The 11,630-nt window shown below is 73.4% G+C and carries 12 protein-coding genes; 9 read left to right on the forward strand and 3 right to left on the reverse strand.

Annotated features, from left to right (window positions below; all coding sequences use genetic code 11):
* Positions 1–262: 262 nt before the first annotated feature.
* Positions 263–1,519 carry an MFS transporter gene (locus OO57_RS20030; protein WP_033253920.1) on the reverse strand — a complete coding sequence of 419 codons (1,257 nt, stop codon included), beginning with the start codon at positions 1,517–1,519 and terminating at the stop codon, positions 263–265.
* A gap of 240 nt (positions 1,520–1,759) precedes the next feature.
* Between OO57_RS20030 and OO57_RS20035 the strand changes: the two genes are divergently transcribed.
* On the forward strand, positions 1,760–2,902 hold the full coding sequence (locus tag OO57_RS20035; protein WP_033253921.1) for a ferrochelatase: 1,143 nt from the start codon (positions 1,760–1,762) through the stop codon (positions 2,900–2,902).
* Positions 2,903–2,945: 43 nt separating this feature from the next.
* On the forward strand, positions 2,946–3,746 hold the full coding sequence (locus OO57_RS20040) for an inositol monophosphatase family protein (RefSeq protein ID WP_033253922.1): 801 nt from the start codon (positions 2,946–2,948) through the stop codon (positions 3,744–3,746).
* Between the two features lie 91 nt (positions 3,747–3,837).
* Here the strand turns inward: OO57_RS20040 and OO57_RS20045 are convergent, their stop codons facing one another.
* Positions 3,838–4,023 (reverse strand): hypothetical protein, encoded by a 186-nt coding sequence (locus tag OO57_RS20045; protein ID WP_030458050.1) that lies wholly within the window; start codon positions 4,021–4,023, stop codon positions 3,838–3,840.
* A gap of 475 nt (positions 4,024–4,498) precedes the next feature.
* Between OO57_RS20045 and OO57_RS20050 the strand changes: the two genes are divergently transcribed.
* The 4 genes from OO57_RS20050 (at position 4,499) to OO57_RS20065 (ending at position 8,552) form a co-directional block, all read left to right on the forward strand.
* Positions 4,499–5,152: a response regulator transcription factor gene (locus tag OO57_RS20050; RefSeq protein ID WP_030458051.1), complete on the forward strand. Its 654-nt coding sequence runs from the start codon at positions 4,499–4,501 to the stop codon at positions 5,150–5,152.
* A gap of 43 nt (positions 5,153–5,195) precedes the next feature.
* Positions 5,196–6,497, forward strand: a complete 1,302-nt coding sequence (locus tag OO57_RS20055) for a sensor histidine kinase (protein ID WP_033253923.1) — start codon at positions 5,196–5,198, stop codon at positions 6,495–6,497.
* A gap of 201 nt (positions 6,498–6,698) precedes the next feature.
* Positions 6,699–7,676 carry an acyl-ACP desaturase gene (locus OO57_RS20060; RefSeq protein ID WP_033253924.1) on the forward strand — a complete coding sequence of 326 codons (978 nt, stop codon included), beginning with the start codon at positions 6,699–6,701 and terminating at the stop codon, positions 7,674–7,676.
* Positions 7,677–8,252: 576 nt separating this feature from the next.
* The gene (locus OO57_RS20065) at positions 8,253–8,552 is read left to right on the forward strand and encodes a DUF4193 domain-containing protein (protein ID WP_014138508.1); all 300 of its coding nucleotides are present in this window, start codon (positions 8,253–8,255) and stop codon (positions 8,550–8,552) included.
* Positions 8,553–8,814: 262 nt separating this feature from the next.
* On the opposite strand, the gene OO57_RS20070 is transcribed toward OO57_RS20065, so the two are convergent.
* Entirely contained in the window at positions 8,815–9,279 is a 465-nt protein-coding gene (locus OO57_RS20070) for a DUF3093 domain-containing protein (RefSeq protein ID WP_418909899.1), read from the reverse strand.
* 96 nt (positions 9,280–9,375) lie between these two features.
* Here OO57_RS20070 and OO57_RS20075 point away from each other — a divergent pair, with 96 nt between their 5' ends.
* The 3 genes from OO57_RS20075 to OO57_RS20085 all read left to right on the forward strand — a co-directional run bounded on the left by OO57_RS20075 (position 9,376) and on the right by OO57_RS20085 (position 11,379).
* Entirely contained in the window at positions 9,376–9,960 is a 585-nt protein-coding gene (locus OO57_RS20075; protein WP_033253926.1) for a PaaI family thioesterase, read from the forward strand.
* The gene (gene dut, locus OO57_RS20080; protein WP_033253927.1) at positions 9,957–10,424 is read left to right on the forward strand and encodes a dUTP diphosphatase; all 468 of its coding nucleotides are present in this window, start codon (positions 9,957–9,959) and stop codon (positions 10,422–10,424) included. The genes OO57_RS20075 and dut overlap by 4 nt, the downstream gene beginning before the upstream one ends.
* Positions 10,425–10,575: 151 nt before the next feature.
* Entirely contained in the window at positions 10,576–11,379 is an 804-nt protein-coding gene (locus tag OO57_RS20085) for a DUF3710 domain-containing protein (protein ID WP_033253943.1), read from the forward strand.
* The last annotated feature ends 251 nt before the right edge of the window (positions 11,380–11,630 follow it).

Below are 11,630 nucleotides of genomic sequence, written 5' to 3' on the forward strand. Positions count from 1 at the left end.
TACGGGGAGCGTAGTCACAACGAACGCGCAGGTCTACGGCAGACGGGCCGGAACGACCGGGGCCCGGGACGACCGGGGCCCGGGCCGGCCGGCGGTGCACTGCCGGTGCGTGCGGTGGCCGCGGGCGCTGTTGCCGCGGTCCGGAGCAGCACGGACCTTCGACGGGCTCCGGCCGCCAGCAGTTCGGAGCCGCCGTTCCCCGGCCCCCTGGCGGGGCTCGTCGGCAGCTCGGATCCGTGCGGTCCCCGGGCCCGGCCCCCCGTCAGCGGCCGGGGGCCACCGCCTCCGCCTCCGCCGCGGCCGCCCGCCCGGCCGCGAGCTGGCGGCGCAGGCGGGGGAGCCCCGCGTAGGCGGCCGTCGCGGCGAGGACGGCCGCGGCGACCGGCACCCAGTAGCCGTTGGCGCTGCCGGCCGCGTCGACGACGATCCCGGCGGCGGAGGACCCGGCGGCGACGCCGAGGGCGAGGCCGGTGGTGGTCCAGGTCATGCCCTCGGTGAGCCGGGCGGCGGGGACGAGCCGCTCCACCAGGGCCATCGCGGTGATCAGGGTGGGGGAGATGGCCAGGCCGGAGAGGAAGAGCGCGCCGCCGACGCCGGCCAGGGCCGCGGTGCCGTGCAGCAGGTGCGCGGCGACGACCAGCGGCGCCATCCCGGCGGCCATCACGCCGACGCCGACCAGGAAGCGGCGGTCCATCGCGCCGGTGAACTTCAGCGCGCCGAACACCGCCCCGGCCAGGCAGGAGCCGAGGGCGTACACGGCGAGCACGTAGCCGGAGGCGGCGGGGTGGCCCTGGGCCTTGGCGAAGGCGACGGTGACCACCTCGACCGAGCCGAAGACGACGCCGACCGCGGCGAGGGTCAGGATCAGGGTCTGGATGCCCTTGTCGCGGACCACGGAGGCGCCGGCGCGGTGCTCCACCGGGTGGGCGGGGGGCTCGGTGCGGCGCTGGGCGGTGAACAGCAGGACGCCGACGACCAGGAAGACCCCGGCGAGCAGCAGGCCGGACTCGGGGAAGAGCGAGGTGGCCAGGGTCGCGGCGAGGATCGGGCCGATGATGAAGCAGACCTCGTCCGCGACGGCCTCGAAGGAGTACGCGGTGTGCAGCTTGGGCGGCTCGTCCCGGTAGAGGTGAGCCCAGCGGGCGCGGACCATCGAGCCGGTGCTCGGCATGGTGCCCATGCCCGCGGCGAAGACGAACAGCGTCCAGTCGGGGAGGCCGTAGTGCGCGCCGAGCAGCAGCCCGGCGGCGGAGAGCACGGTGACGGCGGTGGCCGGGAGGGCGACCCGGCGCTGGCCGTGCCGGTCGACCAGGCGGGAGATCCGCGGGCCGAGGACCGCGGCGGAGACGGCCAGGAAGGCGGAGAGCAGGCCCCCGAGCCAGAAGGAGCCCTTGATCTCGCCGAGCATCGTGACGATGCCGATCCCGGTCATCGAGATCGGCAGGCGGGCGATCAGGCCGGTGAGGGAGAAGGCCAGGGATCCGGGGGCGGCGAACACCTGGCGGTAGCTGGACAGCACGGGGGAGGCTCCGTCGGAGGTCGGGTGAGGGTCTGACGGGTGGGGGATACAACCATTGGTAATGCGCGATCGTGGTGCAGACAGCTTACGAAGCGGGGCCGAACATCCGCATCCGGGTTGTTCGCGGACATCCCGGGCACCGCCCGGCCCGCCCCGCCGCCGCCTTGCCGCCACCCCGCCGCCGCCCCGCGGGGCCGCCCGTGCACCGGACGGCCCGTTCCGGGTGGCAGGATCGGGAGCATGTCCGACACGCGCACCCCGAGCCCCACCGACCCCGCGCCGTACGACGCGCTGCTGCTGCTGTCCTTCGGCGGGCCGGAGGGCCCCGAGGACGTGGTGCCCTTCCTGGAGAACGTCACCCGCGGGCGGGGCATCCCCAAGGAGCGGCTCACCGAGGTCGGCAAGCACTACTTCCTGTTCGGCGGCGTCAGCCCGATCAACGGGCAGAACCGCGAGCTGCTGGCCGCGCTGCGCAAGGACTTCGCCGACGCGGGCCTCGACCTGCCGGTGTACTGGGGCAACCGGAACTGGGCCCCGTACCTGGTGGACGCGCTCCGGGAGATCGCCGACGACGGCCACCGCCGGGTGCTGGTGCTGGCCACCAGCGCCTACGCCGGGTACTCGGGCTGCCGCCAGTACCGGGAGAACCTGGCCGACGCGCTGGCGCAGCTGGCCGCCGAGGGGCGCCCGGAGCTGACGGTCGACAAGCTGCGGCACTTCTACAACCACCCCGGCTTCGTCGAGCCGATGACCGACGCCACCCTGGCCGCGCTCGCCGCGCTGCCGGAGCAGGCGAGGGACGGCGCCCGGCTGGCGTTCACCACGCACTCGATCCCGACCGCGATGGCCGAGACCTCCGGCACCCCCGACGACCCGGCCCGCGGCACCCCCGGCGGGGCCTACGTCGCCCAGCACCTGGACGTGGCCCGGCTGATCGCCGCCGCGGTGGCCGAGCGCACCGGCGTCGCCGACCGGCCCTGGCAGCTGGTCTACCAGAGCCGCTCCGGCGCCCCGCACGTCCCGTGGCTGGAACCGGACGTGTGCGACCACCTGGCGGCCGAGCGGGCGGACGGCGCCCCGGCGGTGGTGATGGTGCCGATCGGCTTCGTCTCCGACCACATGGAGGTCAAGTACGACCTGGACACCGAGGCGGTGGCCAAGGCCGCCGAACTCGGCCTGCCGGTCGCCCGGGCCGCCACCGTCGGCGCCGACCCGCGGTTCGCCGCCGCCGTCCGGGAGCTCGTGCTGGAGCGCGCCGCCGTCCAGCGCGGCGAGGCGGTCACCCGCTGCGCGCTGGGCGCCCTCGGCCCCAGCCACGACCTGTGCGCCACCGCCTGCTGCCCCAACCCGCGCGCGCCCCGTCCCGCCGCCGCCGAAGCCTGAGCCCCCGCGGCCCCGAGAATCCGAGACGATGAGGACCGAACCCGTGACCGACGACCTGCTGCAGGAACTCCTCGCCACCGCCGTCGAGGCCGCCACCCGGGCCGGTGCCCTGCTGCGCGACGGCCGCCCCGCCGACCTCGGGGTGGCCGCCACCAAGAGCAGCCCGGTGGACGTGGTGACCGAGATGGACCTGGCCTCCGAGAAGCTGGTGCTGGAGCTGATCTCCGCCCGCCGCCCAGACGACGGCTACCTCGGCGAGGAGGGCGCCGACCGCCCCGGCACCAGCGGGGTGCGCTGGGTGGTCGACCCGCTCGACGGCACCGTCAACTACCTGTACGGGTTGCCCTCCTGGGCGGTCAGCGTGGCCGCCGAGCTGGACGGCGAGGCGGTCGTCGGCGTGGTCTTCGTGCCCGCCCGGAACGAGCTGTTCCAGGCCGTGCGCGGCGGCGGCGCGACCCTGGACGGCCGCCCGCTCGCCGTCCGCCCGGCCCCGGACTGGGGGCGGGCGCTGGTGGCCACCGGCTTCGGCTACCTGCGCGAGCGGCGGGTGCACCAGGCCGAGGTGCTGCACGCGCTGATGGGCGAGGTGCGCGACGTGCGGCGCGGCGGCGCGGCCGCCGTCGACCTGTGCGACCTGGCGGCCGGCCGCTTCGACGGCTACTACGAGCGCGGCCTGGCCCCCTGGGACCGCGCCGCCGGCCTGCTGATCGCCGCCGAGGCCGGCGCGCTCACCGGCTCCCGGCCCGGCCTGCCCGCGGACGGCGAGCTGACGGTGGCCGCCCCGCCCGGCGTGTTCGAGCCGCTGCAGGCCCGGCTGGAGGAGCTCGGCGCCTGGCACGACTGACCCGCCCGCGGGCAGCGGAGAGCCCCGGACCGGTGGGACCGGGCCGGGGCTCTCGCGGTGCGTCGTTCGGGAGGTGCGTGGCGGGGAGCGGTCAGGCGGCGGAGCGGTGCGTGCCGAGGACCGGGTCCACGCCGTGTTCGGTGGCGAGGCGCTGGAGGTCCTCCAGCTCGGACTGCTCGACCTCGGCCAGGAACTCGTCCCCGGACTCGATCGCGCGGTGCAGATCCTGCTCGGCGTTCTTGATCCGCTGAAGGATTCCGGCGGTGAAGGCGTCCATACGGGCCCCCTTTGCTGTGTCGGACGGGCACGGTCCGAGTGGCCCCCCGGCCCGGAACCCGACAAACCCCGGGCGGGCGCCCCGGACCGGATGCAGGTTCCGGTCAGGCGCTCGGGCGGCGTGGGAGCCGCGATCCGGTGGCTTTCGTCCCGAAGCCGGTGCGGATGGGGCACTCGGCGGGTGGTGGTGGCCGTGACGCGCCACGGGGCGACGGCATCACGGTGTGCAGGTGTCCTCCCCACCTCCGATCCGGGGAAACCTCCAACTCTCGTAAAAGTTGCCCGAGTCACAGTCCAAACAGGCGGCATCCGCTCCGTTTTCGCGGACGGCGCACCGGACTTACGACTGCTTTACCGCGCGACCAGGCAGGATGGAGGCACCGTCGGATCCGTCTGCCCGGATCCGCGCCCGGCACCCCACGGCCCGCACGGGCGGTCACACGGCCAGGGCCGCTCCAGCAGAAGGGACAACCACCGTGCGGGTACTCGTCGTCGAGGACGAGCAGCTGCTCGCCGAGGCCGTCGCCACCGGCCTGCGCCGGGAGGCCATGGCGGTCGACGTCGTCTACGACGGGGAGGCCGCGCTGCAGCGGATCGCCGTGAACGACTACGACGTGGTGGTGCTCGACCGGGACCTTCCGCTCGTCCACGGCGACGACGTCTGCCGCCGGGTCGTCGAGCAGGGCCTGGCCACCCGGGTGATCATGCTCACCGCGTCCGGCGACATCAGCGACCGGGTCGAGGGCCTGGAGATCGGGGCCGACGACTACCTCCCCAAACCGTTCGCCTTCAGCGAACTCGTGGCCCGGGTACGGGCCCTGGGCCGCCGCGCCACCGTCCCGCTGCCCCCCGTGCTGGAGCGCGCCGGGATCAGCCTGGACCCGGGCCGCCGCGAGGTCATCCGGGACGGCAAGCCCGTCCAGCTCGCGCCCAAGGAGTTCGCCGTCCTGGAGGTCCTGATGCGGGCCGGCGGCGCCGTCGTCTCCGCCGAGCAGCTGCTGGAGAAGGCCTGGGACGAGCACACCGACCCGTTCACCAACGTGGTCCGGGTCACCGTGATGACCCTGCGCCGCAAGCTCGGCGACCCGCCGGTGATCGTCACCGTGCCCGGTTCCGGGTACCGGGTGTGACCCGCACCCCCGAACCACCCACCGTCTGAGAGGACTTCCGGCCATGACCACCCCGCCACTCCCCGGCGGGGCCCCCGGCACGCCCGCCCAGGGTCCGGACCAGGTGCCCCCGCGACCGACGCACCCCCCGCGCCGATCCGACCGAGACCGGGCCGACGACACCTACCACCCCGGCGACGGCCTGTTCGCCTGGCTGTCGCTGCGCCCCACCATCCGGATCAGGCTCACCCTGCTGTACGGCGGGATGTTCCTGATGGCCGGGGTGGTCCTGCTGCTGCTGATGTACTACTTCGTCCGCTCCGCCTTCGACCAGGCCCAGCTGCCGCACCTCACCCTCGGCCGCGGCGTCGCGATCACCGTCAACGGCGAGACGATCAGCGACCAGAAGACCCTGGACCAGGTGATGACCGCCCTCCAGGAGGGCAGCAGCAACCAGGCCCTGTCCACCCTGCTGCGCCGCGCCCTGACCGCCCTGGTCTTCCTGGCCGTGATCGCCTTCGCGGTCGGCTACGCGATGGCCGGCCGGGTGCTCCACCCGCTCGGCCGGATCACCCGCACCGCCCGCGAGGTGGCCGGCAGCGACCTGCACCGCCGGATCGACCTGGACGGCCCCGACGACGAGCTCAAGGAGCTCGCCGACACCTTCGACGAGATGCTGGAGCGCCTGGACCGCGCCTTCGACTCCCAGCGCCGCTTCGTCGCCAACGCCTCGCACGAGCTGCGCACCCCGCTGGCGATCAACCGCACCCTGCTGGAGGTCCAGCTCGCCGACCCGGAGGCCTCGCCCGACCTCCAGCAGCTCGGCAAGACCCTGCTGGCCACCAACGAGCGCAGCGAGCAGCTGGTCGAGGGCCTGCTGCTGCTCGCCCGCAGCGAGAACGAGCTCACCGACCGCCGCCCGGTCGACCTCGCCGAGGTCGCCCAGCGTGCGATGGAGCAGACCCGCTCCGAGGCCGCCACCCGCGAGGTCGAGCTGCGCGCCCGGCTCGCGCCCGCCCCCGCGCAGGGCAACGGCGTGCTGCTGGAGCGGATCGCGCTCAACCTGCTGCAGAACGGCGCCCGCTACAACAGCCCCGGCGGCTGGGTGGAGATCACCACCGCGGCGGTCCGCGGCGGGGGCGGCGAGCTGGTGGTCAGCAACACCGGCCCGGTCGTCCCCGGCTACGAGCTGGAGCACATCTTCGAACCGTTCCGCCGCCTGAAGAGCACCGACCGCACCCGCAGCGACAAGGGCGTCGGGCTCGGCCTGTCCATCGTCCGCTCCGTGGTGCGCGCCCACGGAGGCACCATCGAGGCCACTGCCCGCCCCGGAGGCGGCCTGCGGGTGCAGGTCCGCATCCCGTAGCCGCCGCCCCGCCCCGGGGCCGCAGATGCCCCGTCCAGGCGCTCCGGCCCCGCGGCACTTCCCCCAGCCGCCCCCGTCCAGCCGTGTCGGAACGACATAAGCGCTGGACAGGGGCGGCTTGTCATTTGCGCCCGCGACAACTTACGGTGTCGTAACCTACGCAGCCGTAGGTCAGCCCGCCCCCTCCGCAGGAGCAACGCCGTGACCATCGCCCCCGTGCAGCGCACCGCCACGACCGCCTGGACCGACGCCAGGCTGATCCTCGCGCTCGAAGAGGTCGTGGAGACCGAGCTCAACCGCCACCTCAAGGTGGCCAAGGAGTGGATGCCGCACGAGTACGTGCCGTGGAGCCAGGGACGGGACTTCGACGGGGTGCTCGGCGGCGAGGCGTGGTCGCTGGAGCAGTCCAAGGTCACCCCGCTGGGCCGGATCTCGCTGGTGGTCAACCTGCTCACCGAGGACAACCTGCCGAGCTACCACCACGAGATCGCCAGCATGTTCGGCCGCGAGGGCGCCTGGGGCACCTGGGTGCACCGCTGGACCGCCGAGGAGGGCCGGCACGGGATAGCGCTCCGCGACTACCTGCTGGCCACCCGCGCCGTCGACCCGGTCGAGCTGGAGCGGGCCCGGATGGCGCACATGTCCGAGGGCTTCGAGTCCGACAACGCGCACAGCATGCTGCAGTCCGTCGCCTACGTCGCCTTCCAGGAGCTGGCCACCCGGATCGCCCACCGCAACACCGGCCACCACTCCGGCGACCCGCTCTGCGACCAGCTGCTGGCCAAGATCGCCAACGACGAGAACCTGCACATGGTCTTCTACCGGAACCTGCTCAAGGCCGCCCTGGAGCTCGCCCCCGACGAGGCCATGCGCGCCATCGCCGACGTGGTGATCAACTTCCGGATGCCCGGCCACGGCATGCCCGGCTTCGAGCGCTCCGCCGCCCAGATCGCCATCGGCGGCATCTACAACCTGCGGATCCACCACGACGACGTGCTGCAGCCCGTGCTGCGCCACCTGAAGGTCATGGAGATCTCCGGCCTCGGCCCGGTCGGCCAGCACGCCCAGGACGAGCTGGGGGCCTTCCTGGCCGGTCTGGACGCCCAGGCGACCCGCTTCGACGAGCGCCAGGCCGCACTGCTCGCCCGCCGCGCCGCCGCGGCCGCCGCCAGGGCCTGACCGCCGGGCCCGGAGCACCGGGCCCAGGCCTCCCGCCCCGGGCCCTCCGACCCCGGCCGCCGACGGGCGGCCGGGGCGCTCGGACGTACCGGTGGGCATGCGGACAATTCGGCCGCGCGCACCCGCACCGAAAGGCCCGCTTTGGCGGCAAACGCCCGCTCCCGGGTCCAATGTGACGAAACTCACAGCTGTCCGGAAGGTGCCCCCGGGTCCCCTGATGGGGTGATCACCCGTTCGGGCGATGTGGTTGCGCTCGGTGATCGCCGGGTTCGGCGGCTGCCGCCCGGCTCGATCGCCAAGACCCTTTCGCGGAAGCGGAGTTGCCGCCCCCCGTGTTCCCGAACAGGCACGCAGGGTGATGGCCGAAGAGTTCCGGTCCGAACCTCTTCACCCGTACGGTGGACAGTGTTCGGACCCCGTTCGATCATCCCGACGGGTCACTGTCCGGATGTCGATTGAGTAACAGGGCTTGAAGTAAGGCACAATCTCGGCCTCGGGTCGGGCACAAGACCGGCCCCCCAGGCGTTACGTGCGCTGGAGACACCCGCACACACCCAAAGGGGGAGAGCGAAAACTATGGCAACGGACTACGACACCCCACGCAAGACCGATGACGACCTCAACGAGGACAGCATCGAGGAACTCAAGGCCCGTCGGAACGAGAAGGCGTCCAGCTCCGTGGACGTCGACGAGTACGACGCCAACGAGGGACTGGAGCTTCCGGGCGCCGATCTCTCGAACGAGGAGCTCTCGGTTCGAGTGCTGCCCCGCCAGGCCGACGAGTTCACCTGCATGAGCTGCTTCCTGGTGCACCACCGGAGCCAGCTCTACAGCGAGAAGAACGGCCAGCCGATCTGCCGGGACTGCGGCGCCTGAAAACGGAGCGGCACTGGCCCGGGCGGGCGACACCCCTCCGCCGGCCCGGTACGCCGCCCCGTCCGGCCTTGAGCAGCGGGGCCGGAGGCAGAAGCAGCGACCGTCCCGAGCGGTCGCACCCGGTAGAGCGCGAGCCGCGCGCCTGCCCCCGCAGGGCTCGCAGACGAGCCGAAAGGGACGGTCCCACCCCCGGGTGGGACCGTCCCTTTCGGCGTGCCAGGGCCCGTTCCGAGCCCGTTCCCGGGCCCGTGCCGCGTAGCTTTCAGCGGCTCCGCTCGGAACCGCGCGCACCGGCCGCGGCCTCGGCCAGCGCGTCCGCCAGCTTCTGCGGGGAACGGGTCGACAGGTACAGGTACGGGGTCGGGTCGGCCGGGTCGGTCACCTCGACCTTCAGCGCCGTCGGCACGTAGCTGCGCAGCAGCATGAAGGCCCGCGGATCGGCCTTCACCGACCGCCAGGCCACCGCCTCCTTCGGGTTCAGCACCTCGGCCGCCCCCAGCGCGCTCAGCGGGACCCGGGCCGACCCGGCCACCAGCGAACCCTGCACCACCCGGATCCGCGCCGAGCCGTAGCTGCTCAGCGCGGCCGCCCCCGCGGCCACCCCCACCACCAGCCCGACCAGCGCGCCCACCCCGCTGAACCGGAGCAGGACCAGCGCGAGCGAGAGCCCGAGCGCCACGGACAGCAGCCACCAGGACCGCGGGACGGTGAGACGTTCCTCGTACATGCCCCCCATTGTGGGCGCTCCACACGGCGGACCGGCCGCCCGGGGCCGGTCCGCCGGCCCTGTCCCGGGAAACTACCGGCAGGTAGGGTCGGCGCCGTGAACGGACCCACCACCCCCACCACCCCGCCCGCGGACGCCGTCCTCCCCGACCGCTCCCCGCTGGCCCCCGCGCCCGGCACCCTCATCGGCTCCCACTACGACGAGTGCTTCGGCTGCGGACCGCAGCACCCCCAGGGCCTCCAACTCACCGCCGTCGCGGGCGAACACCTCAACGTCACCGCGCAGTTCACCGTCAAGCAGGCCCACCAGGGCGGCCCCGGCCTGGCCCACGGCGGCGTCCTGGTCAGCGCCATGGACGAGACCCTCGGCACGCTCAACTGGCTGCTCGGCGCCCCCGCCGTCACCGGCCGCCTGGAGACCGACTTCGTCCGCCCCGTCCCCGTCGACTCCGTGCTGCACATCCGCGCCCGGGTGACCGGCGTGCACGGCCGCAAGGTCTACAGCGCCGCCGAGGGCCGCATCGACGGCCCCGAAGGACCGGTCGCCATCCGGGCGCAGGCGCTCTTCATCCAGGTGAAGCTGGAACACTTCACCACGCACGGTCGTCCAGAGGACGTGCAGAAGGTCCTGGACGACCCGGACCAGATCAAGCGCGCCCGAGCCTTCGAGGTGAACCCGTGACCGACCCCGTCCGCCCGCCCGTCGACATCCTGATCCGCCGGCTCGACCCGGAGATCCCGCTGCCCGCCTACGAGCACCCCGGCGACGCCGGAGCCGACCTCCGCACCACCGTCGACGCCGAACTCGCCCCCGGCGAACGGGCCCTGCTCCCCACCGGCATCTCCATCGCGCTACCGGACGGTTACGCGGCGTTCGTGCACCCGCGGTCAGGACTCGCGGTCCGCTGCGGAGTTGCGCTGGTGAACGCCCCGGGGACGGTCGATGCCGGGTACCGTGGTGAGATCAAGGTGATCGTCGTCAACCTGGACCCCAAGGAGCCCGTCCGCTTCAAGCGGGGCGACCGGATCGCCCAGCTGGTCATCCAGCAGGTCGAGAAGGCGCGCTTCCACGAGGTGGGTGAACTCCCGGGTTCGCTCCGTGCCGAAGGCGGGTTCGGGTCGACCGGGGGCCACGCCGCGGTCTAGCATGCGCCGCGGCCTCGGTTCCGCCGGGCAGCACGACGAGCGGGTGGAAGCGGTGCGATTGCAGCGGTTTTCGGCCGGTCCGATGGGTAGCAGGTAGCAGATATTCGCGTTCGGTCTTGGATTCGGTCTTGGACCGGGAAGGACAGTGACCGTGTTCCGTCGTCGCAAGAGCGAGGACGCTGTCGAGCAGCTCGCCGAGGACGCCATCAGCGCCGACGAGACGGCCGATGACGTCGAGGGTTCCGTCGAGAACGAGAACGAGAACGAGAACGACACCGAACCGGACCCGGCCGACCGGGTCGGCCTCCCGCCGGCCCCGCGCCCGGACGGGCCGTGGGACGTCTCCGAGCTGGAGAAGCCCGAGGAGGGCCGCGTCGACCTCGGGGGCCTGCTGGTCCCCGGCGTCGAGGGCATGGAGCTACGGGTCGAGGTCGCCGGTGACGCGATCGTCGCCGCCACCCTCGTCCTGGGCAACAGCGCCATCCAGCTCCAGGCGTTCGCCGCCCCCAAGTCGGAGGGCATCTGGGGCGAGGTCCGCGAGGAGATCGCCAACGGCATCACCGGCCAGGGCGGCGCCGTCGAGGAGGAAGAGGGCCCGCTCGGCTGGCACCTCCGCGCCCAGGTCCCCGTCCCGCTGCCGAACGGCACCCAGGGCGCCCAGCTGGTCCGCTTCGTCGGCTGCGACGGCCCCCGCTGGTTCCTCCGCGGTGTGATCTCCGGCCAGGCGGCCGTCCAGCCCGACATGGCGGGCCTCCTGGAGGAGGTCTTCCGCCAGACCGTCGTGGTCCGCGGCGAGGCCCCCATGGCCCCCCGCGACCCCATCGTCCTCAAGCTCCCCGAGGACGCCCAGATGGTCGCGGACGGTGCCGCCGCCCCCACCGAGCCCGACTCGCCGTACGCCGGCGGCTCGATCGACCCCTACTCGCGCGGCCCCGAGATCACCGAGGTCCACTGACCTTCCGGACGCTCCGCGTCCCCTTCCGCCCCCGTGCCACCCGGCGCGGGGGCGGATTTGCTTTGCGGCGGCCGATCCCCGTACAGTTCCGGAGTCGCACCGAGAGGGGCGAACGAAAGCGAGTTCGAGGAAACACCGGTGAAACGGTGGCGAAAACCTCTGATAAGCTGGGAACACGAAAGAACGAAGCGCCCGGAGGGTCCGCAGGGATGCGGCTCGAAGGAAGTGTCCGTTCCTTGAGAACTCAACAG

The sequence above is a fragment of the Kitasatospora phosalacinea genome, from assembly GCF_000717185.1.
GTDB lineage: Bacteria > Actinomycetota > Actinomycetes > Streptomycetales > Streptomycetaceae > Kitasatospora > Kitasatospora phosalacinea_A.